Here is a 20,912-nt window from a genome sequence, read left to right on the forward strand (position 1 = left end):
GGTATAAAAAAGTACCGGCCACAGGTCAGACAAAGCCAAGACAGATCAACACGCGAGGGTTACTGTAATTGCCCCGCGCCATTTATCGTGTTGACGCAGGGTCGACCGAACGAGGCCTGTCATCCAACAGGACGTTCCGGGCTTTTCAGTGTCCAAAAGGCAGTTCAAGCAAAAGGAAAACCGCAGCGATGGCGTATTACCGCACCCCTCATGACGTTACCGCTCTGCCCGCCTGGCAGGCGTTGAATGACCACCGCCAAGCCATGCAGGATTTCAGCATGCGCGAAGCCTTCAATGCCGACCCGCAGCGCTTTCATCATTTCAGCCTGAGCAGCTGTGGGCTTTTTCTCGATTATTCGAAAAACCTGATCAACAGTGAAACCCGCGACCTGCTGGTAGGCCTGGCTGACGAAGTCGGCCTGCAGGACGCGATCAAGGCGCTGTTCAATGGCGAGTTGGTCAACTCTTCCGAAGGGCGCCCGGCCCTGCATACCGCCCTGCGCCGCCCGGTAGGCGACAAACTGTCGGTCAATGGCGTCAACGTGATGCCTGACGTGCACAAGGTGCTGAATCAGATCACCGACCTGGTGGGTCGCATTCACGATGGCCTGTGGCGTGGCTACACCGAAAAACCGATCACCGACGTGGTGAACATCGGTATCGGTGGCTCGTTCCTGGGCCCGGAACTGGTTTCCGAAGCCCTGCTGTCCTATGCCCAAAAAGGCGTGCGCTGCCATTACCTGGCGAACATCGACGGCAGTGAGTTCCATGAGCTGACCCTCAAGCTGCGCGCCGAGACCACGCTGTTCATCGTCTCGTCGAAATCCTTCAATACCCTGGAAACCCTGAAAAACGCCCAGGCCGCACGCGCCTGGTACCTGGCCCAGGGTGGTTCGGAAGCCGAGCTGTATCGGCACTTCATTGCGGTTTCCAGCAACAACGCCGCTGCCGTGGCGTTCGGTATCCGCGAAGAAAACATCTTCCCGATGTGGGATTGGGTCGGCGGCCGCTATTCGCTGTGGTCGGCCATCGGGTTGCCGATCGCCCTGGCCATCGGCATGTCGAACTTCAAGGAACTGCTGTCCGGTGCCTACACCATGGACCAGCATTTCCAGAGCGCGCCATTCGAACAGAACATGCCGGTACTGCTGGCGTTGCTGGGCGTCTGGTACGGCAACTTCTGGGGCGCGCAGAGCCACGCGATCCTGCCGTACGACCACTACCTGCGTAACATCACCAAGCACTTGCAGCAGTTGGACATGGAGTCCAACGGCAAGAGCGTGCGCCAGGACGGCACCCCGGTGTCCACTGATACCGGCCCGGTCATTTGGGGCGGCGTCGGCTGCAACGGTCAGCACGCTTACCACCAGTTGCTGCACCAAGGCACCCAACTGATTCCGGCCGACTTCATCGTGCCGATCGTCAGCTTCAACCCGGTCTCCGACCACCACCAGTGGCTGTACGCCAACTGCCTGTCGCAAAGCCAGGCGCTGATGCTGGGCAAGACCCGCGCCGAAGCCGAAACCGAACTGCGCGACAAAGGCCTGAGCGAAGACGAAGTGCAGAAGCTTGCGCCGCACAAGGTGATTCCGGGCAACCGCCCGAGCAACACCCTGGTGGTCGAGCGCATCAGCCCGCGTCGCTTGGGCGCACTGGTGGCGCTGTATGAACACAAGGTGTTCGTGCAGAGCGTGGTGTGGGGCATCAACGCCTTCGACCAATGGGGCGTGGAGCTGGGCAAGGAGCTGGGCAAAGGCGTCTACAACCGCCTGGTTGGCAGCGAGGAAACACCGGCTGACGATGCCTCCACTCAGGGTTTGATCAACTACTTCCGCGGTCGCCACCGCGGCTGACGGGTTGTTCAGCGTGGCCTGTTCAACGGGCCACGCTTTCACCTCCTGTAACAAAGGCAACGGCCAACCGGCGATGCACCCGCAAGCCGCGCACGGCCTAACCTGCTGCGACCCAGGCCAACCCCGCCTCGACCTCGACGGCGGGCCTGCCTCTTGAACCCTCCCCCCGCTCGGCGCATCTTTATTACTTGTCGCAAAAACAAGAATAAGGAACCGTCATGTTCGATATCAGCACGTTCCCCAAAGCCGATGCCGTCCGCCGGGCAGCACAACTGAGCCAGGACGATTACCAGCGCCTGTACCGACAATCCATCGAACACCCCAGCGTCTTCTGGGCCGACCAGGCCACACGTTTTCTCGACTGGAGCAAACCGTGGCAGACCGTCCAGCGCTATGACCTGAAAACCGGTTCCGCCAGCTGGTTTGCCGGTGCCGAGCTGAACGTCAGCTACAACTGCATCGACCGTCACCTGGAACAACGTGGCGACCAGGTGGCCATTCTCTGGGAAGGCGACGATCCGGCCGAGTCGCTGCAGATCACCTATAAAAAGCTCCACCACTACGTGTGTCGCCTGGCCAACGTGCTGAAAAGCCGTGGCGTGAAGAAGGGCGACCGGGTGTGCATCTACATGCCGATGATCCCCGAAGCCGCTTACGCCATGCTCGCCTGCACGCGAATCGGCGCCGTGCACTCGGTGGTCTTTGGTGGCTTCTCCCCGGATGCCTTGCGCGACCGGATTCTGGATGCGGATTGCCGCACCGTCATCACCGCCGATGAAGGCGTGCGCGGCGGCAAGTTCGTACCGCTCAAAAACAACGTCGACCAAGCCCTGCTCAACTGCCCCGGAGTCAGTACCGTCGTGGTGGTCGAGCGCACGCAAAACCCGGTGAACTGGGTCGAAGGCCGCGACCTCTGGTATCACCAGGCCCTGCGCAGCGTCGACGATGACTGCCCGCCAGAGCCCATGGACGCCGAAGACCCGCTGTTTATCCTCTATACCTCGGGCAGCACTGGCAAACCCAAGGGCGTGCTGCATACCACCGGCGGTTACCTGCTGCAGGCGGCCATGACCTTCAAGTACGTGCTCGACTACCGCGACGGCGAAGTCTTCTGGTGCACTGCGGATGTCGGCTGGGTCACCGGCCACAGCTACATCGTCTACGGCCCGCTGGCCAATGGCGCCACGACCCTGATCTTCGAGGGCGTGCCCAGCTACCCGAGCAGCTCGCGGTTCTGGGAGGTCATCGACAAACACCAGGTGAATATTTTCTACACCGCGCCAACCGCTCTGCGGGCCTTGATGCGCGAAGGCCCCGAACCCTTGCAGCAAACCTCGCGCAGCAGCCTGCGCCTGCTTGGCAGCGTCGGCGAACCGATCAACCCGGAAGCCTGGGAGTGGTATTTCAATGTGGTAGGCGAGCAACGCTGCCCGATCGTCGATACCTGGTGGCAGACCGAGACCGGCGGGATCATGCTCAGCCCCCTGGTCAGCGCAACCCGGATCAAACCCGGCTGCGCCACCCAGCCCATGTTTGGCGTACAACCCGTGCTGCTGGACGAACAGGGCAAGGAAATCACCGGCGCCGGCAGCGGCGTGCTGGCCTTCAAAGCCAGCTGGCCTGGGCAGATCCGCAGCGTCTATGGCGATCCGCAGCGCATGGTCGACACCTATTTCAAACCTTACCCCGGCTACTACTTCACCGGTGACGGCGCACGCCGCGACGAGGACGGCGATTACTGGATCACCGGGCGCATCGATGACGTGATCAATGTCTCCGGCCATCGCATCGGCACCGCCGAGGTCGAGAGCGCGCTGGTGCTGCATGACAGCGTTGCCGAAGCCGCCGTGGTCGGTTACCCCCATGACCTCAAGGGCCAGGGCATCTATGCCTTCGTCACCCCAATGAACGGGGTCGAAGCCAACGATGACCTGAAGAAACAACTGCTGGCCCTGGTCAGCAAGGAAATCGGCAGCTTCGCCAAGCCGGAACTGCTGCAATGGGCGCCGGCCTTGCCGAAAACCCGGTCGGGCAAGATCATGCGGCGTATCCTGCGCAAGATCGCCTGCAACGAGCTGGACAGCCTGGGCGACACCTCGACCCTGGCCGACCCCAGCGTGGTCGAGGGGCTGATCGACAAACGCCTGAACCTCTGAATCGGCGCGGCCCAGGCCGCGCTTCTCTCATGAAGACATCACCGAGCTGTCATGGAATTCATTCGTAGCCGCATCGAAAACCAAGTCATGAGCCTGTCCGGCCTGTCGCTGGGCAAACTCGACCTGGAAAACCCCAAGGGCGACCCGGGCCTGTTCGGCCCGGACTCGGTCAGTTGGCAAGTGCATGGCGATTTCAGCAGCATGCTGATCGGCGGCATCAGTGCCCTGTTGATGCAGGCTCTGCACCCACTGGCCCTGGCCGGGGTCTGGGACCATTCAAACTTTCGCCAGGACATGCTCGGCCGCCTGCGCCGCACCGGCCAGTTCATTTCCGGCACCACCTTCGGTTCGCGCCAGGATGCTGAATGGCTGATCGACAAGGTGCGCACCATTCACCTGCAGGTGGTTGGCACCGCGCCCGACGGCCGCCCCTACGCCGCCAGCGACCCTGACCTGCTGACCTGGGTGCATGTGGCTGAAGTCAGCAGCTTCCTCGCGGCCCACTTGCGCTACCGCAACCCGAACTTGTCGCCCGCCGATCAAGACCGGTATTACGCCGAGATCGCGCTGGTTGCCGAACGCCTCGGCGCCCGCGATATCCCGCGCTCGCGCCGGGAGGTCGGCGATTACCTGGCCCGCATGCAACCGCAGTTGTTGTGTGACGAACGCAGTCGAGAAGTGCTGCGCCTTTTACTGGCGGCCCCCGCTCCCAGCCGTCTGGCCAAGCCTTTTGGCGCACTGATGATGAAGGCCGGAATCGATCTGCTGCCGGACTGGGCCAGTGCGATGCTCGACGTCAGCCAGAACCCGCTGCAACGCCAGTTGATCCGCGCCAGCGTCAACCGCAGTGCGCCCATGCTGCGCTGGGCGGTGCGTAATGGCTCGGTACAACGGGCGAAACGGCGCATGGGGCTGTAAGACCGAAGCAGTAAAGAACGCAGAAACTGATGAGTTGCCCGGGGGCGGTTGAATGGATTGCGCTCCCAGGGCGCAGGCCAGCAGGAACAAGCCCTCTGGCGACATAGCTGGTAAACTGCCGCGCCCAATCATTCGCAAGGCGCCCGCATGTCTTCCTTGAATCAGGCGCTGCGCGCCGCCCTCGATCATCGCCAGGAACTGCTCGCCGAGTTGCATCAGCAAGGCACCGATTGCTATCGCCTGTTCCACGGCAGCCAGGAAGGGGCCGGCGGCCTGACCGTCGACCGCTATGGCCCGCAACTGCTGGTGCAGAGCTTTCACCAGAGCCTGGAACGCGACACGCTGCTGGAACTGCACCAGGCCATCAACCAACACCTGGGCCTGGACACCCTGCTGGTCTACAACGACCGCTCTCGGGGCAACTCGCGGATCGACCGCGAAGACACGGTGTATCGCGCCGATGAGGCCGCGCTGCAAGACCTGGTGGGCCATGAATGGGGCTTGAACTACCGGGTCCGCGGCCGACATGCGGGGCAGGATCCCCTGCTGTTTCTCGACCTGCGCAACGCCCGCGGCTGGGTCAAGGCACACAGCGCCGGCAAAAGCGTGCTCAACCTGTTTGCCTATACCTGTGGCGTCGGCCTGAGTGCCGCAGCCGGCGGCGCCCGCGAGGTCTGCAACCTGGACTTCGCCGAGGGCAACCTGGCGGTGGGCCGGGAGAACGGTGCGCTGAACCCGCAGTTGCCGACCATGGAGTTCGTGCAGTCCGATTACTTCCCGGCCATTCGCCAATTGGCCGGACTGCCCATCAGCCAGCGTCGCGGGCAGAAACTGCCCAGTTATCCGCGCCTGGGACAGCGTCAATACGACCTGGTATTGCTCGACCCGCCCGCCTGGGCCAAGAGCGCCTTCGGCACCGTCGATCTGTTGCGCGATTACCAGAGCCTGCTGAAGCCGGCGTTGCTGGCCACCGCAGAGGATGGGGTGCTGATTTGCTGCAACAACCTGGCAAAGGTATCGATGGACGATTGGCGTGGACAGGTCCTGCGTTGCGCCGAAAAGGCCGGGCGCCCGGTGCGTGACTGCCAGGTACTGACCCCCGGCGCGGACTTCCCGTCGCAGGACCAACAGCCACCGCTCAAGACCCTGGTCCTGCAACTCTGACCCGGTAGCGGCAAATCTGAACAATCCTGTATCCACCGATTGTTTCGGAACCGGAAACGCGTGCCATACTCCAAGGCACTTCCGATATCAGATAGATGAAGCCCTCGCATGACCAAAGGATTGATTCGCGCTATCGGCGCCCTGTTGACTGCTCTTGCCCTTTACAGTCTGTTGGGCTTTCTGATCTTGCCGGGCATTGCCTTGCGGGTGGCCAATCAGCAACTCGCCAACTACGCCACCACCCCGGCCCATATCCAACGTATCGAATTCAATCCGTACAGCCTGGAGCTCACGCTCTGGGGGCTGAATATCGGTGCGCCAGGTAAAGAGCAGGTAGGCTTCGAACGCCTCTATCTGAACCTGCAACTGGACAGCCTGTGGACCCGGGCGCTGCATCTGGCGGATATCGAACTGGATAAACCCAAGACCGAGATCCTGTTTGACAAGGAAGGCAAACTCAATCTGCTGGGGCTATTCAAGATCCCCGCCAGCGAACCGACCCCTGCCGATCCCGACGCCAAGCCGTTCCCACTGCGTATCGAGCGCATCAAGCTGGCGAGCGGTTATGTGCACTTCCAGGACCTGCGCCCGAGCGAGCCGATCGAGTTCCTGTACGACAAACTCGACTTCGAGTTGAAGAACCTCAGCACCCTGCCCGATGACAACGCCGACATGACCCTGGTCGCGGCCGGGCCCGAAGGCGGACAGATCGACTGGTCCGGTAACTTCAGCCTGATCCCGCTGACTTCCGAGGGCAACCTGAAGGTCACTGACGGCAAGATGAAAGTCTGGTGGCCCTACGTTCGCGACGCCGTGCCGCTGGTTCTCGAGGACGGCATCCTCAACCTCAGCACGCATTACAGGCTCAACCTGTCCAAGGAAACCGAGTTGCTGCTCAGCGATACTTCGCTGAGCGTCGCGCCCTTCGCCATCAAGGCCCCGGACGGCCGTCCCCTGGCCCGCCTGGAGCGCCTGGATGTCAGCGAAACCACGATAGACCTGGCCAAGCAGCAGGTGGTGGTCGGCAAGATTCGCAGCCAGAAGCTGGAAACCTGGGCCGCCCTCGAAGCCGATGGCCAGCTGGATTGGCAAAAACTGTTCGCCAGCCAACCGGCCAAACCGGCACCGGCCCCAGCGCCCGCGACTGCCGACACCCCCAAGGCGCAGCCGGCAGCACCGAGCAAACCCTGGCAGGTGTTGCTCAAGGATGTGCAACTGCGCAACTACCAGGTGCACCTCGCAGACCGTAAAGCCAAACCTGCGGTGGCCCTGGAAGTCGGTCCGCTGAACCTGGACCTGCAGAATTTCGACAGCCTCAACCAGTCGCCCTTTACCCTCAAGCTCGACAGCGGGCTGGGCAAACAGGGCAAGCTCCAAGCGAACGGCGAGGTCAACCTGAACCCGGTCACGGCCAAGCTCCAGGTGCAGACCCGGGATATCGACCTGCGGGTCGCGCAGTCCTATATCAGCCCGTTCATTCGCCTGGAACTGCGCAGCGGCATGCTCGACAGCGACCTGGCGGTCAACCTGAAAAAAGTCGACCCGCTGACACTCGCCATCACCGGCCGCGCCGAAGTGAACCAGTTGCACACCCTCGACACCCTGAAAACCCGCGACTTCGTGAAATGGCAAAAGGTCGTGGTCGAAGGTCTCAACTATCAACACGGCGACAGCCTGTCGATCGACAAGGTCAGCCTGTACCAGCCTTATGCGCGGTTCATGATCAACGATGACCGCACCACCAACGTCGACGACTTGCTGATTCCGCAACCGGCCAACAGCGGCGCCAAGCCTGCTGCCAAACCCGCGCCAGGCAAGGACAAGCCGCTGGGGATTCACATTGGTGCGATTGCCATCAATGACGGCTCGGCCAACTTCGCCGACTTCAGCCTGACGCCCAACTTCGCCACCGCGGTGCAACAACTCAACGGGCAGATCGGCACCATCGACAGTCGCCAGGCGAAACCGGCCAGTGTCGACGTCAAGGGCAAGGTCGATCGTTATGCGCCGGTCACCATCAAGGGCAGCGTCAACCCGTTCGACCCCATGGCCGCGCTGGATATCGCCACCAGCTTCAAACGCGTGGAGTTGACCACCCTCACCCCCTACTCGGGCAAGTTCGCCGGCTACCGCATCCGCAAGGGCCGACTCAACCTCGACCTGCACTACCTGATCACCAACGGCCAACTCAAGGCCGAGAACAAGGTGGTGGTCGAACAGCTGCAACTGGGTGAAAAAGTCGACAGCCCGGACGCGGTGAGCCTGCCGCTGAAACTGGCGATTGCCTTGCTCAAGGACGTCGATGGCAAGATTTCCATCGAGCTGCCCGTGACCGGCGACCTCAACAACCCACAGTTCAGTGTCATGCCGATTGTCTGGCAGACCCTGCGTAACCTGATCGTCAAGGCTGCCGCTGCGCCCTTCAAACTTATTGGCGGACTGATCGCGGGTGGAGGTTCGGAAGACCTGGGCAGCGTGTCGTTCGCCCCTGGCTCAAGCGATCTGGGCAAGGACTCGGAAGCCGCGCTGGTAAAACTTGCCAACGCACTCAAGGAGCGTCCGGCCCTGCGCCTGGAGATCGAAGGCACTGCGGCGCAAAGCAGCGATGGTCCACTGCTGGCCCAGCAACGACTGGAACGGGAATACCAGTACAACTACTACAAGATGCTCCAGCGTCGTGGGGACAAGGTGCCCGCCCAAGCGTCGCTGCTGCAAGTACCCGACGGCGAGAAAAGCCCGCTCCTCGAAGGCATTTATCGCACTCGCCTCAAGACCCAGCCGCCGGCCGAGTGGAAGGACCTGGGCAAGGAAGAACGCAGCGCAAAAATGCGTGAAGCGGTGATCAAGTTCTGGAGTGGCAGCGATGTACTGTTGCGCCAACTGGGCCAGGAGCGCGCCAGCAGCATCAAGGACTTCCTGGTGGACAAGGGCCAACTGGCCGATGGCCGCGTCTACTTCATCGACGCCAATCTCGGTGAAGCCGAAAGCGATGGCCGAGTCATCACCCCGATGCACCTGGATGCGGAATAACCCCTGACTGCGCCGAAGCCTGAAGGCCGCGGTCTTTTCCCGCCGCAATAGAACAGGCCCCGACACAAAATGCCGGGGCCTGTAATGACCACATCCTTGTGGTCTTCCGCATGAACCTTCAGGAAGCGCCAGGCGTGTTACTCAGCTCGCCCTACACCTCATCTCCCAGTCCAGGCAAGAACTCTTACTGGGCTTTCAGGCCGTCAGCGGAAACCGCTTTAACGCCTTTGATTTTCTTGGTGATGGCAACAGCGGTGGCTTTCTGCGCATCGGTCACCGCGACGGTGGACGACAGCGACACTACACCTTTGTTGGTTTCGACTTTGATGTCGGTGCCTGGGATGCCTTTTTCGGTAACCAGGTCGCTTTTAACTTTGGTGGTGATCCAGGTATCGGAGGTAGCTTCTTTAGCCTTGGTCACTTCACCGGCAGCCACAACCATCGGTGCCTGGGTGTTTTGAGTGGTCTGCGCAAATGCTGCGTTGGCCATGGTCAGGGTCAGAGCGGTAGCAGTTGCGGCAGCGATAGCGAACTTCTTCATACGAGTAACTCCTGTTTTTCTGGAAAGCCTGCGCCGTGTCCTGGCAACAGGGTTACCAGAGATATTGCAGGCGCTGTGCCAACTTTTGACAACAGATAAACCCCTTATAAAACAACAAGTTATAAAAACAGTAACAATCCGGAATCATGCAATTTGCATGACACCCTGCAGATCTGCGTGCAAGTTGCGGTTTCTCGCTCAACCTTAACCGTCTGAAATCGCGAAACTTTCCCTGCGCCCTGGATTCCGGCCGTATCTGAACCGGAAGACCGGCTTGGCGCGCCCCATGCCCCAGCGGGCGCGACATCCGCAGTTCGTTCCCGGCGTTACATCATGCGCCGCCGGCCGTGCAGCCCTTGGGCGCGTAGTCCGCCCCTACCGTAGTGTTGCACAGCCACCCGGACGTGTTGGTACGACTCAGGGTCAGGGTCTGGTTCAGCACCGGGCCCGGCGCGTTAAGGATCGTGCAGGCAATCACGCCCTCGCCACTGGCCGCCGTGCCGCTGGCGGTCATGCGGCAATTGGTAGTGAGGGCCGTACCGCCGACCAGTTCAAGGGTCGGGTCACTGCCCTGGTTGAGCTGATCTTCGAAATTGACCTTCAGCGCCGAGGCTTCGGCCAATGCCGCCACCACCTTGGCCCGAGCCTGGTATTTGGAATACAGCGGCAGGGCAAAGGTGGCGAGGATGCCGATGATGGCGACCACCACCAGCAATTCAATCAGGGTAAAGCCCTTCTGACTCTTCATGGACAAGCTCCAAGCATGAACGGGAATGTCATGACCTGAAGTGCTTGAAGCATGGCCTGTGCCAGCCCCTGAAAGCCCGTAGATCAAGGCTTGCAGCAGAGGTGGCCGATGGCTTTCATCACAAGGAGTCGCACAAACTGACAATTTTCGTCAGCCGCCAGCCTGGGGCCGAGGGTATTTGCTGGCTAGGCTTGCACAGGAAAACGGCCCAGGGAGGCGCCGTTCCCCAGCGCTCAGGAACATCTCGGGGCAATCACGATCTATCAGGCGGTCGGCGCGACCTTAAAGGCGTCACACCCATTGCCTGCGGCCCGGAATAGTCCAAAGGCGCCAGCAAGGACCGAACCATGGCGGTAAAAGCAGCAAGAGTCAGTGTCTACGCCTGGGAAGGCAGCGACCGAAACGGACGCAAGCTGAGCGGCGAATTGACCGGACACAACCCGGCACTGATCAAGGCGCAATTGCGTCAGCAAGGAATCAACCCGGGGCGGGTGCGGAAAAAGCCAGTGGCGCTGCTCAGCAGCGGCAAAGCCATCGTTGCGCGGGATATCGTACTGTTCACCCGGCAGATGGCGACCATGATGAAAGCCGGGGTACCGCTGCTACAGTCGTTCGATATCATCGCCGAGGGCTTCGACAAGCCGCGCATGCGCAATCTGATCCACGCGCTCAAGCGTGAAATCGAAGCCGGCAACAGCTTTGCCGGGGCCCTGCGCAAACATCCCCGGCAGTTCGACGAGCTGTATTGCAACCTGGTGGATGCCGGCGAGCAAGCCGGCGCCCTGGACACCCTGCTGGAACGGGTAGCCACCTACAAGGAAAAAAGCGAAAGCCTCAAGGCCAGGATCAAAAAGGCCATGACCTATCCCTTGGCGGTCATCTGCGTCGCCTTGATCGTCAGCGGCATTTTGCTGGTCAAGGTGGTGCCGCAATTTCAGTCGATGTTCGCCGGGCTGAATACCCAACTGCCGGCTTTTACCCAGGCCGTCATCGGGCTCTCGCAGTTTATGCAGGAGCGCTGGTGGCAAATGCTGCTGGCTGGCGCCCTTGCGTTGCTCGCGGCGCGCTACGGCTATCGGCGTTTCCAGGGGCTGCGCGACTGGCTGGATGTCAGCCTGATGAAGCTGCCACTGGCCGGGCCGCTGTTGTACAAGTCGGCGGTGGCGCGTTACGCCCGGACACTGGCCACCACCTTTGCTGCCGGCGTGCCCCTGGTGCAGGCCCTGGATTCGGTAGCCGGCGCCACCGGCAACAGCCAGTTCAAAAAAGCGGTGCAGCAGGTCAAGGAGGATGTGGCCAGCGGCATGCAACTGAACTTCGCCATGCGCACCTGTGGAATGTTCCCTACTATGGCGATCCAGATGACGGCGATCGGCGAAGAATCCGGCGCCCTGGACTCCATGCTGGAAAAAGTGGCGACCTACTATGAAGCCGAGGTCGACAACTTGGTCGACACCCTCACCAGCCTCATGGAGCCCTTTATCATGGTGATTTTGGGCAGCATCGTCGGCGGCCTGGTGGTGGCCATGTACCTGCCCATCTTTCAACTCGGCACAGCGATCTGAGCATGTCTTTGACTGAAGTTCTGGCCATCTACCCATTGGCCTTCGTGTTATCCGCGCTGATTCTCGGGCTGCTGATCGGCAGCTTCCTCAATGTGCTGGTCTGGCGCCTGCCCAAAATGCTCCAGCGCGACTGGCAGGCCCAGGCCCATGAAGTGCTGGGTCTGCCCGAGCAGTCGCCAGCGCCGACCTATAACCTGCTGTTGCCGCACTCCCACTGCCCGCACTGCGCCCACCAGATCCGCGCCTGGGAGAACATCCCGCTGCTCAGCTACCTGCTGCTGCGCGGGCGTTGCTCACAGTGCGCAGCCAGGATCAGCCCACGCTATCCGCTTACCGAGCTGGCTTGCGGCCTGCTGTCGGCCTTTATTGCCTGGCATTTCGGGTTTGGCTGGCAGGCCGGTGTGGTGCTGCTGCTCACGTGGGGGCTGCTGACACTGAGCCTGATCGACGCCGAGCATCAACTGCTGCCTGACGTGCTGGTATTGCCCCTGTTGTGGCTGGGGCTGATCGTCAACAGTTTCGGGCTGTTCGTCAGCCTGGACGATGCGCTGTGGGGCGCCGTGCTTGGTTATATGTGCCTGTGGTCGGTGTACTGGCTGTTCAAACTGCTGACCGGCAAGGACGGCATTGGCCATGGCGACTTCAAGCTGCTGGCCATGATTGGTGCATGGGGCGGCTGGCAGAGCCTGCCACTGACCATCATGCTGGCGTCGCTGGTGGGAGCCTTGGTGGGGGCGCTGATGCTGCGCTGGCGCAATGCGCAAACCTCGACCCCGATCCCCTTCGGGCCCTTTCTGGCAATTGCCGGCTGGATTGCCTTGCTCTGGGGTGGTCAAATAACCGACCTCTATTTGCAGTTTGTCGGGCTCCAATGACTAACCCTGTAACCAAACCCTGGATTCTTGGCCTCACCGGCGGCATCGGCAGTGGCAAAAGCGCTGCGGCGCAACATTTTATCGACCTGGGCATCCATGTCGTGGACGCCGATTACGCCGCTCGATGGGTGGTGGAGCCCGGACGCCCGGCCCTGGCGCGCATCGCTGAACATTTCGGCGCAGGCGTGCTGCAGGCTGACGGCCAGTTGGACCGAGCCGCCCTGCGCAAGCTGATTTTTGAAGTCCCGGAGCAGCGACGCTGGCTCGAAGCCCTGCTGCACCCGTTGATCGCCGAGGAAATCGTCGCCCACTTGGCGCGTGCACAATCGCCCTATGCAATCCTGGTGTCGCCGCTGCTGATCGAGTCCGGTCAGGCGGCAATGACTCAGCGGGTGCTGGTGATCGATGTCCCGCAACAGCTGCAAATCGAGCGCACCCTGCAGCGCGACCAGATCAGCGAACAGCAGATCCAGGCGATTCTCAAGGCCCAGGCCAGCCGCGAAGAGCGTCTGCGCCATGCCGACGATGTGCTGGCCAACGACCGCGACCTTGCCTGGTTGCACAGTGAGGTCGAGCGCCTGCACCACTTTTATCTAACTTTGCGTGGAGGCCAGTCATGAGCCAACCCCTGACCGTAGAATGCCCAACCTGTGGCGCCCCCGTTGAATGGACCGCCGAGAACAGCAACCGGCCGTTCTGCTCGGACCGTTGCAAACTGATCGACCTGGGTGCCTGGGCGTCCGAAGAACACAAGATCCCGGTCAGCCCGGACGCCGAAGACGAATTGTTCTCCGAAGACCTGCCGCCCCGCGCCCACTGAACCCCGGCTGCATCGTCCTAAGGACGCATAAACCCGTAATCCTGCTGGTCGTCGAGGTTCTCCGCGAGAAACTGCAATTCGTCGGCCAGATCCTCAATACTGCGTACGCTCTTGCTCTGCTGCACCACCGCGCTGAGCAGGGCGCGCAGGCTCAGTCCCGGCTCAAAGCCTTGTTCCTGGGCCTGTTCCAGATTCTTGCGCATTTCCTGCCTTGCCCATTCGTAGACACTCATGACCGTACTCCAGAAATTTTCCAGAGCATGAGACGGCGCCTGGCCGACGTAATTGATATGGATCAAGAACGTGGATCGTCGTCCTTCCACGGTGCCGAGAGGTAGCGGGTACGGTTGAAGGTTTCCAGCCACTCGGGGCAGAACACCACCAGCGCGCTGATCACCATGCCGTTGATAAAGGCCTCGGGGAAAATGATCAGCCAAAGGTAGCCGACGAAATCCTCCAGCCACTCAGGCATGGCAAAACGCTCGTCGAACCACAGCAGGCCCAGCCCGACCAACAGGCACAGCAAGGCCGAGAGTGCCGCAGCAAAAAAGCCGGAGCAAAAGATGTACACAAAGGGGTTACGCGGTTGCGCCCGCTCAACGAGGATCGCGCAGCATTCGGTGACCAGCACCGGCAACAGAATCAGCAACGCCCCGTTGACCCCCATGGCGGCCAGGTCCTGACGCCCGAGCAGCACCAGCCCCAACTGGGCCACCAACCCGCCGACCACTGCCAGCGGCCAGTCCAGGAGCAAGGTCACGGCGGTCATGCCGATAAAGTGATAAGACACGCCGGTGTCGAAGTCCCGGCGCACCAGCCACAACATAAACAGCGCGAACACCGTGCCAAACAGCAAATGCTGACGTCGACGGTCGGAGAACAACTCGACCCAGGGCGACCGCGCTATCGCCCAGATCAACACCGGCACATACAGCAGCCAGCCGACCACCAGGGTCGGCGCCGACAGCACGGCCGCACTGATCATGGCTGCAGTTGCTCCAGCGCCTCGCGCAGTTCGGCAGCGGTGGCGTACTCACGTTGCGCAACCAGCCGCCCTTCATTGAGCTGCAACCACAAGACCTTATTCTCGGCGCCGAGATAACGCGGTGCGACTCGTCCTTCGCGGTCGAGCAGAACCCGGTAGGAATAATCGCGCATGGCCGGGACCGCGAACATTTTCGCGATCAGCATCGGCATGCGCTGGATATCCGCGACGAATACCGCGTGTCGCGCCTCCAGATAGCCCTTGGGGCGATCTTCCAGCGCGGCCTTGACCAGCTTGGCCGCGTCCATGTCGCGCGCCACCAGCAACGTATGGGTCTGCTGATCCAGGCTGTAGGGTTGGTCGAACTGGTCGAGCAGGGTCCAGGGCGCCAGGCGCTCCCCGATTTCAGTCGCCTGTGCCCCCAGGCACAGCACACTCAGCAACAGCATCACGCCATACTTCACCGCATTCTCTCCTCTGGGCATCGCACATTGTTCAGGCCAGCAGTCTACACCGCCCTTCGCAGCCCTCCAGTCAAACGAACCTTTCAGCAATCGGCGTTTGGACGCTAAGCTTGGCCTATGGATGACTCAGATTACTTGCGCCTGCTCACCATTCAGGCCGAACAAGCCAATGCGTTCCTGTCCAATGCCCGCAAATGGGAGCGTGAGCGTTGGGTCTGCCAACGCCTGCTGCAAGGCTTGAACATCAGTTACCGCGCCGACGAGTTCACCCCAGCCGGGCAGGAACCGCCGGACGTATTGTTTCGCGAGGCCAGCTTCGAGGTATTTTTCGTCCTCGATGAAGGTCGGCGCCTCAACGACGAATGGCGGGACGAACTGCAACGGCGCCGCAGCGCATTCTCCCTGAGCCAACTGGTGCGTCGCGAAGCCAAGCCCAAGCGCATTCCGGCCAGCGAACTGCTGCTGCGCCTGGCGCCCACCCTGCGCAAGAAAGCCCACAACTATAAAGAGCGCGGCATGGACCTGGGCGAGCTGGACATCATTGCCTTCGCCAGCCTCAAGCGTGAAGTGCTGGACCTCAACAGCCACTTCCCGCCGCCCACCGAGTATCTGCGCCAAGGCTGGCGCTCGCTGTCGCTGGTCGGCCCGACCTTCGCCCGGGTCCTGTTCGCCCACCCGGACGCACCGGACTTTTTACGCAGCAACCTGGGACGCAGCATCCTGTTCGACGTCGGGATCAGCCTGTGAGAACCTGGCGCCCTGCGGCACGCACCTGTTCCCGGGGGCCCTGCAAACCTTCGGCTGGAGCTGTAGCTTCCCCACATTTCGCAACGTCTACCTGACGAGGCCTTTATGAGCAGCCGCCTGAACCCCGACGACCAAAAACATGTCGAAGAGTATCTGCAACTGACCCAACACCGTGTCGAGCGCCGGCCCTTTCGGCCGTGGATGCTCCTGGTGGTGGTGCTGGCAGTGACCATCGGCCTGGGCCTGCTGAGCCGTTTTATCAGTTACCTGACGCTATGAGCTGCCTTGCGCTCGCTCGGGTAACTGCACCGATTTCTTTTAGCCTTGCGAGATATCCCCATGACCCATCGTATTGTTATCGTCGGCGGCGGCGCCGGCGGCCTGGAGTTGGCTACCCGCCTGGGTAAGACTCTGGGCAAGCGCGGCACCGCCAGCGTAATGCTGGTCGACGCCAACCTCACCCACATCTGGAAACCGTTGCTGCATGAAGTGGCCGCCGGCTCCCTGAATTCCTCCGAAGATGAACTCAACTATGTTGCCCAAGCCAAATGGAACCACTTCGAGTTCCAGCTGGGCCGCATGAGCGGGCTCGACCGCGAGCGCAAGCGAATCCAGCTGGCCGCCACCTACGATGAAAGTGGCGTAGAGCTGCTGCCTGCCCGGGAACTGGGCTACGACACCCTGGTGATCGCCGTTGGCAGCACCACCAATGACTTCGGCACCCAGGGCGCGGCCCAGCATTGCCTGTTCCTCGACACCCGCAAACAGGCAGAGCGCTTCCACCAGCAATTGCTCAACCACTACCTGCGCGCCCACGCAGGGCAAACAGATGCGATTGAACAGATCAGCGTGGCGATCGTAGGTGCCGGTGCCACCGGGGTCGAACTGGCCGCCGAACTGCACAACGCCGCCCACGAGCTGGCCGCCTATGGCCTGGACAAGATCAAGCCGGAAAACATGCACATCACCCTGATCGAAGCCGGCCCACGGGTGCTGCCTGCCCTGCCGGAGCGCATCGGCGGGCCTGTGCATAAAACCCTGGAGAAACTCGGGGTCAGGGTCATGACCAACGCTGCCGTGAGCGAGGTCACCGCCGAAAGCCTGATTACCACCGACGGCCAGGTGATCCCCGCCAGCCTGAAAGTCTGGGCTGCCGGGATCCGCGCACCGGGGTTCCTCAAGGACATCGACGGCCTGGAAACCAACCGCATCAACCAGCTGCAAGTCCTGCCGACCCTGCAAACCAGCCGCGATGAAAACATCTTCGCCTTCGGCGACTGCGCGGCCTGCCCGCAACCCGGTAGCGATCGCAATGTGCCACCGCGGGCCCAGGCGGCTCACCAGCAGGCCTCACTGCTGGCCAAATCGCTCAAGCTGCGCATCGAAGGTAAGGCCCTGCCTGAATACAAGTACACCGACTACGGATCACTGATCTCGCTGTCGCGCTTTTCGGCTGTGGGTAACTTGATGGGCAACCTGACAGGTAGCGTCATGCTCGAAGGCTGGTTGGCGCGGATGTTCTACATCTCGCTCTACCGCATGCACCAGATGGCGCTCTACGGCGCATTCCGCACCGCCATGCTGATGCTCGGCAGCCGGATTGGACGCGGGACGGATCCGCGGTTGAAGTTGCACTGATCCATATAAAAAATGCCCCGAACTGATCGGGGCATTTTTTTGCCTGCCGGTAGATGGCGAGCAAATTCGAGGCAAAAAAAATCCCCGTATCTTGCGATACGAGGACTTTAAATATGGTCGGGGTAAGGGGATTCGAACTCCTGACATCCTGCTCCCAAAGCAGGCGCGCTACCGGACTGCGCTATACCCCGGTAAAAAAAAGGCGACCTATCAAGTCGCCTTCTTCGATCAGGGCTTTTGGCCTCTGATCTTAAGATTCGATTCCAGTGTTAGCTGGTCTCAAAAATGGTGGGTCGTGTGGGATTCGAACCTACGACCAATTGGTTAAAAGCCAACTGCTCTACCAACTGAGCTAACGACCCAAAAATGGTCGGGGTAAGGGGATTCGAACTCCTGACATCCTGCTCCCAAAGCAGGCGCGCTACCGGACTGCGCTATACCCCGGTTTGAAATTGGCTCCGTGACCAGGACTCGAACCTGGGACCCAATGATTAACAGTCATTTGCTCTACCGACTGAGCTATCACGGAACTACATATTTCAATTTGCAACATTTACTGCGTATTTCACTCTCTTTGACCCTGTCAGCATCGCTGCGTTCATGTCTCTGAGGCGCGCTATTCTACAATCTTAAAAACCCCTGTCAACCCTTTAAATTGCTTTTAAGACAATGATTTGCGACTTGTTTCAGATTTCTTCTTGGGGAGAAGGAACCGTTGGGCTGACATACTGCGGGGCGCACTTTACAAGCCTTTGCCTTTCAGTTCAACGCCCTATCGAAAAAAAAGGCCTCGCAATGCGAGGCCTTTTTCACAGCAACGTCCGTGTCGGTCAGGCAAAGACGATTTCGTCGTTTTCCACCGTTCCCTTGACCGTTGCTCCCGGCAAGAAGCTGCCAGAGAGAATCAACTGCGCCAGCGGGTTCTCGATCCAGCGCTGGATCGCCCGTTTCAACGGCCGTGCACCATAGACCGGGTCGTAACCCACGGCGATCAGCTTGTCCAACGCCTCGTCGCTCAGTTCCAAGGTCAGCTCGCGCTCGGCCAGGCGGCTGCGCAGACGGCCCATCTGGATCTGGGTGATGCCAGCGATCTGATCCCGGGCCAATGGCTCGAAGATCACCACTTCGTCGATCCGGTTGATGAACTCCGGACGGAAGTGGGTCGACACCGCGTCCATCACCGCTGCACGCTGCGCTTCACGATCACCGACCAGTTCCTGGATCTGCGCCGAGCCCAGGTTGGAGGTCATGACGATCACCGTATTGCGGAAGTCCACGGTACGGCCATGGCTGTCGGTCAAGCGACCGTCTTCAAGCACCTGCAGCAACACGTTGAACACATCCGGGTGGGCCTTCTCGACCTCGTCCAGGAGGATCACCGAGTAAGGCTTACGCCGTACCGCCTCGGTCAGGTAACCGCCTTCTTCATAGCCCACATAGCCTGGTGGCGCACCGATCAGGCGAGCAACCGAGTGTTTCTCCATGAATTCGGACATATCGATCCGCACCATGGCCTCTTCGGTATCGAAGAGGAACTCGGCCAAGGCCTTGCACAGCTCGGTTTTACCCACGCCGGTCGGGCCGAGGAACATGAACGAGCCGCTTGGCCGGTTAGGGTCGGACAACCCGGCACGGGAACGCCGCACTGCGTTGGCCACTGCCACCACCGCTTCGTTCTGGCCGATCACACGTTGGTGCAACAGGCTTTCCATTTTCAACAACTTGTCACGCTCGCCTTCGAGCATTTTCGAGACCGGAATCCCGGTCCACTTGGAAACCACTTCGGCAATTTCTTCCTCAGTGACCTTGCTGCGCAGCAACTGATTTTCGCTGTGACCGTGCTGGTCGACCATCTGCAGGCTGCGCTCCAGGTCCGGGATGACCCCGTACTGCAACTCGGCCATGCGATTCAGGTCACCCTTACGGCGTGCGGCTTCCAACTCCTGACGCGACTGCTCGATCTTCTGCTGGATCTGCGCCGAGCCCTGCACTTCGGCTTTCTCCGAGGTCCAGATCTCCTCCAGGTCCGCGTATTCGCGCTCCAGCCGGACGATTTCTTCCTGGAGTTTCTCCAGGCGCTTGATCGCGGCTTCGTCGTCTTCTTTCTTCAGCGCCTGGGACTCAACCTTGAGTTGAATCAAGCGCCGCTCCAGACGGTCCAGCACTTCCGGCTTGGAGTCGATCTCCATGCGGATGCGGCTGGCGGCCTCGTCGATCAGGTCGATGGCCTTGTCCGGCAATTGCCGATCAGTGATGTAGCGGTGGCTGAGCTTGGCCGCGGCAATGATCGCACCATCGGTAATCGCCACTTTATGGTGGACCTCATACCGCTCCTTGAGGCCACGCAGAATGGCGATCGTGTCTTCTTCGCTCGGTTCTTCCACCAGTACTTTCTGGAAGCGCCGCTCAAGGGCTGCATCCTTCTCTATATATTGGCGGTACTCGTTGAGCGTGGTGGCGCCGACGCAATGCAGCTCGCCACGGGCCAGGGCCGGCTTGAGCATGTTGCCCGCATCCATGGAGCCCTCGCCCTTACCGGCGCCCACCATGGTGTGCAGCTCGTCGATAAACAGAATGATCTGCCCTTCCTGTTTCGACAGCTCATTGAGCAGGCCTTTGAGGCGCTCCTCGAACTCGCCGCGATACTTGGCACCGGCAATCAGCGCGCCCATATCCAGCGAGAGCAGACGCTTGCCTTTGAGGCCGTCCGGCACTTCACCATTGATGATGCGCTGGGCCAGGCCCTCGGCGATGGCCGTCTTACCCACGCCTGGCTCACCGATCAGCACCGGGTTGTTCTTGGTCCGCCGCTGCAGGACCTGGATGGTCCGGCGAATTTCGTCATCACGGCCGATTACCGGGTCGAGCTTGCCTTCTTCGGCACGCTTGGTCAGATCGACGGTGTATTTATCCAGGGCCTGGCGCGACTCCTCGACATTGGCGTCATTGACTGCCTCGCCGCCGCGAAGATTGTTGATGGCGTTTTCCAGGGCCTTTTTGCTCACGCCCTGGCCAAGCAACAACTTGCCAAGCTTGCTGTTCTCGTCCATGGCTGCGAGCAGCACCATCTCGCTGGAGATGAACTGGTCGCCTTTCTGCTGCGCCAGGCGATCGGCCTGATTGAGCAGACGCGCCAGATCCTGGGACATATTGACGTCGCCAGTAGGATTTTGGATTTTCGGCAGTTGGTCGAGCTCTTTGCTCAACTCCTTGCGCAGGCTGTTGATGTCGAAGCCCACTTGCATCAGCAGGGGTTTGATCGAACCACCCTGCTGCTCAAGCAATGCTTGCATCAAGTGCGCCGGCTCGATCGCGGGATGATCGAGACCGACCGCCAAAGATTGAGAATCGGACAGCGCCAACTGCAATTTGCTGGTTAAACGGTCTATACGCATTAGTCACCTTCCT

18 protein-coding genes and 4 tRNA genes are annotated in these 20,912 nt (G+C 60.8%); 12 read left to right on the forward strand and 10 right to left on the reverse strand.

All coding sequences use genetic code 11. From position 1 onward, the window contains the following. The first annotated feature begins 188 nt into the window (after positions 1-188). From pgi to JFU57_RS02725, 5 genes are all read left to right on the forward strand, one after another. Entirely contained in the window at positions 189-1,853 is a 1,665-nt protein-coding gene (pgi, locus tag JFU57_RS02705; RefSeq protein ID WP_201128025.1) for a glucose-6-phosphate isomerase, read from the forward strand. A 218-nt stretch (positions 1,854-2,071) separates the two neighbouring features. Beyond that, entirely contained in the window at positions 2,072-4,009 is a 1,938-nt protein-coding gene (gene acs / locus JFU57_RS02710; protein WP_201128027.1) for an acetate--CoA ligase, read from the forward strand. A gap of 51 nt (positions 4,010-4,060) precedes the next feature. Then, positions 4,061-4,927, forward strand: a complete 867-nt coding sequence (locus JFU57_RS02715) for an oxygenase MpaB family protein (protein ID WP_020296484.1) — start codon at positions 4,061-4,063, stop codon at positions 4,925-4,927. 147 nt (positions 4,928-5,074) lie between these two features. Then, positions 5,075-6,091, forward strand: a complete 1,017-nt coding sequence (locus JFU57_RS02720; RefSeq protein ID WP_201128029.1) for a class I SAM-dependent rRNA methyltransferase — start codon at positions 5,075-5,077, stop codon at positions 6,089-6,091. 108 nt (positions 6,092-6,199) lie between these two features. Then, positions 6,200-9,121, forward strand: coding sequence for a DUF748 domain-containing protein (locus JFU57_RS02725; protein ID WP_201128031.1), 2,922 nt, complete (start codon positions 6,200-6,202; stop codon positions 9,119-9,121). A 184-nt stretch (positions 9,122-9,305) separates the two neighbouring features. Here JFU57_RS02725 and JFU57_RS02730 read toward each other — a convergent pair whose 3' ends face one another. Then, entirely contained in the window at positions 9,306-9,662 is a 357-nt protein-coding gene (locus JFU57_RS02730) for a BON domain-containing protein (protein ID WP_078471780.1), read from the reverse strand. Positions 9,663-9,993: 331 nt separating this feature from the next. Then, complete coding sequence (locus JFU57_RS02735; protein ID WP_020296480.1) at positions 9,994-10,410, reverse strand: pilin; 417 nt, start codon at positions 10,408-10,410, stop codon at positions 9,994-9,996. 347 nt (positions 10,411-10,757) lie between these two features. On the opposite strand from JFU57_RS02735, the gene JFU57_RS02740 reads away from it, so the two are divergent. The 4 genes from JFU57_RS02740 to yacG are packed head-to-tail and all read left to right on the forward strand — an operon-like array spanning position 10,758 to position 13,670. Further along, positions 10,758-11,975, forward strand: coding sequence for a type II secretion system F family protein (locus JFU57_RS02740; RefSeq protein ID WP_201128032.1), 1,218 nt, complete (start codon positions 10,758-10,760; stop codon positions 11,973-11,975). Positions 11,976-11,977: 2 nt separating this feature from the next. Next, positions 11,978-12,850, forward strand: coding sequence for a prepilin peptidase (locus JFU57_RS02745; protein WP_201128034.1), 873 nt, complete (start codon positions 11,978-11,980; stop codon positions 12,848-12,850). Then, positions 12,847-13,470 (forward strand): dephospho-CoA kinase, encoded by a 624-nt coding sequence (coaE, locus tag JFU57_RS02750; RefSeq protein ID WP_201128036.1) that lies wholly within the window; start codon positions 12,847-12,849, stop codon positions 13,468-13,470. Before JFU57_RS02745 ends, coaE begins: the two co-directional genes overlap by 4 nt. After that, complete coding sequence (yacG, locus tag JFU57_RS02755) at positions 13,467-13,670, forward strand: DNA gyrase inhibitor YacG (RefSeq protein WP_020296476.1); 204 nt, start codon at positions 13,467-13,469, stop codon at positions 13,668-13,670. The genes coaE and yacG overlap by 4 nt, the downstream gene beginning before the upstream one ends. Before the next feature lie 17 nt (positions 13,671-13,687). Here the strand turns inward: yacG and JFU57_RS02760 are convergent, their stop codons facing one another. From JFU57_RS02760 to JFU57_RS02770, 3 genes are all read right to left on the reverse strand, one after another. Next, positions 13,688-13,903: a hypothetical protein gene (locus tag JFU57_RS02760; protein WP_020296475.1), complete on the reverse strand. Its 216-nt coding sequence runs from the start codon at positions 13,901-13,903 to the stop codon at positions 13,688-13,690. Positions 13,904-13,965: 62 nt separating this feature from the next. After that, the gene (locus JFU57_RS02765) at positions 13,966-14,655 is read right to left on the reverse strand and encodes an energy-coupling factor ABC transporter permease (protein ID WP_078471776.1); all 690 of its coding nucleotides are present in this window, start codon (positions 14,653-14,655) and stop codon (positions 13,966-13,968) included. Beyond that, positions 14,652-15,119 (reverse strand): FAD/FMN-containing dehydrogenase, encoded by a 468-nt coding sequence (locus JFU57_RS02770; RefSeq protein ID WP_078471775.1) that lies wholly within the window; start codon positions 15,117-15,119, stop codon positions 14,652-14,654. Before JFU57_RS02770 ends, JFU57_RS02765 begins: the two co-directional genes overlap by 4 nt. Before the next feature lie 117 nt (positions 15,120-15,236). Here JFU57_RS02770 and JFU57_RS02775 point away from each other — a divergent pair, with 117 nt between their 5' ends. From JFU57_RS02775 to JFU57_RS02785, 3 genes are all read left to right on the forward strand, one after another. Further along, complete coding sequence (locus JFU57_RS02775; RefSeq protein ID WP_020296472.1) at positions 15,237-15,866, forward strand: DUF1780 domain-containing protein; 630 nt, start codon at positions 15,237-15,239, stop codon at positions 15,864-15,866. A 105-nt stretch (positions 15,867-15,971) separates the two neighbouring features. Continuing rightward, the gene (locus JFU57_RS02780; protein WP_020296471.1) at positions 15,972-16,145 is read left to right on the forward strand and encodes a DUF3094 domain-containing protein; all 174 of its coding nucleotides are present in this window, start codon (positions 15,972-15,974) and stop codon (positions 16,143-16,145) included. A gap of 60 nt (positions 16,146-16,205) precedes the next feature. Then, positions 16,206-17,504, forward strand: a complete 1,299-nt coding sequence (locus JFU57_RS02785; protein ID WP_201128038.1) for an NAD(P)/FAD-dependent oxidoreductase — start codon at positions 16,206-16,208, stop codon at positions 17,502-17,504. Positions 17,505-17,618: 114 nt separating this feature from the next. Here JFU57_RS02785 and JFU57_RS02790 read toward each other — a convergent pair. From JFU57_RS02790 to clpB, 5 genes are all read right to left on the reverse strand, one after another. After that, positions 17,619-17,695: transfer RNA gene (locus JFU57_RS02790), tRNA-Pro, on the reverse strand. Between the two features lie 95 nt (positions 17,696-17,790). Beyond that, a tRNA-Lys gene (locus JFU57_RS02795) sits at positions 17,791-17,866 on the reverse strand. A gap of 5 nt (positions 17,867-17,871) precedes the next feature. After that, positions 17,872-17,948 (reverse strand) — tRNA-Pro (locus JFU57_RS02800). 9 nt (positions 17,949-17,957) lie between these two features. Further along, positions 17,958-18,033, reverse strand: a tRNA-Asn gene (locus tag JFU57_RS02805). 301 nt (positions 18,034-18,334) lie between these two features. After that, positions 18,335-20,899: an ATP-dependent chaperone ClpB gene (gene clpB, locus JFU57_RS02810; RefSeq protein ID WP_020296469.1), complete on the reverse strand. Its 2,565-nt coding sequence runs from the start codon at positions 20,897-20,899 to the stop codon at positions 18,335-18,337. Between the last annotated feature and the right edge of the window lie 13 nt (positions 20,900-20,912).

It is taken from the genome of Pseudomonas sp. TH07 (assembly GCF_016651285.1).
In the GTDB taxonomy this organism is placed as follows: domain Bacteria; phylum Pseudomonadota; class Gammaproteobacteria; order Pseudomonadales; family Pseudomonadaceae; genus Aquipseudomonas.

Excerpts from the sequence above, each read along its gene's own strand:
- JFU57_RS02785 (WP_201128038.1), top strand. The coding sequence starts at position 16,206 with ATGACCCATCGTATTGTTATCGTCGGCGGCGGCGCCGGCGGCCTGGAG.
- JFU57_RS02725 (WP_201128031.1), top strand. The coding sequence starts at position 6,200 with ATGACCAAAGGATTGATTCGCGCTATCGGCGCCCTGTTGACTGCTCTT.
- yacG (WP_020296476.1), top strand. The coding sequence starts at position 13,467 with ATGAGCCAACCCCTGACCGTAGAATGCCCAACCTGTGGCGCCCCCGTT.
- JFU57_RS02765 (WP_078471776.1), bottom strand. The coding sequence starts at position 14,655 with ATGATCAGTGCGGCCGTGCTGTCGGCGCCGACCCTGGTGGTCGGCTGG.
- acs (WP_201128027.1), top strand. The coding sequence starts at position 2,072 with ATGTTCGATATCAGCACGTTCCCCAAAGCCGATGCCGTCCGCCGGGCA.
- JFU57_RS02730 (WP_078471780.1), bottom strand. The coding sequence starts at position 9,662 with ATGAAGAAGTTCGCTATCGCTGCCGCAACTGCTACCGCTCTGACCCTG.
- pgi (WP_201128025.1), top strand. The coding sequence starts at position 189 with ATGGCGTATTACCGCACCCCTCATGACGTTACCGCTCTGCCCGCCTGG.
- JFU57_RS02775 (WP_020296472.1), top strand. The coding sequence starts at position 15,237 with ATGGATGACTCAGATTACTTGCGCCTGCTCACCATTCAGGCCGAACAA.
- JFU57_RS02745 (WP_201128034.1), top strand. The coding sequence starts at position 11,978 with ATGTCTTTGACTGAAGTTCTGGCCATCTACCCATTGGCCTTCGTGTTA.
- clpB (WP_020296469.1), bottom strand. The coding sequence starts at position 20,899 with ATGCGTATAGACCGTTTAACCAGCAAATTGCAGTTGGCGCTGTCCGAT.
- JFU57_RS02780 (WP_020296471.1), top strand. The coding sequence starts at position 15,972 with ATGAGCAGCCGCCTGAACCCCGACGACCAAAAACATGTCGAAGAGTAT.
- JFU57_RS02735 (WP_020296480.1), bottom strand. The coding sequence starts at position 10,410 with ATGAAGAGTCAGAAGGGCTTTACCCTGATTGAATTGCTGGTGGTGGTC.
- JFU57_RS02760 (WP_020296475.1), bottom strand. The coding sequence starts at position 13,903 with ATGAGTGTCTACGAATGGGCAAGGCAGGAAATGCGCAAGAATCTGGAA.
- JFU57_RS02720 (WP_201128029.1), top strand. The coding sequence starts at position 5,075 with ATGTCTTCCTTGAATCAGGCGCTGCGCGCCGCCCTCGATCATCGCCAG.
- JFU57_RS02715 (WP_020296484.1), top strand. The coding sequence starts at position 4,061 with ATGGAATTCATTCGTAGCCGCATCGAAAACCAAGTCATGAGCCTGTCC.
- JFU57_RS02740 (WP_201128032.1), top strand. The coding sequence starts at position 10,758 with ATGGCGGTAAAAGCAGCAAGAGTCAGTGTCTACGCCTGGGAAGGCAGC.
- coaE (WP_201128036.1), top strand. The coding sequence starts at position 12,847 with ATGACTAACCCTGTAACCAAACCCTGGATTCTTGGCCTCACCGGCGGC.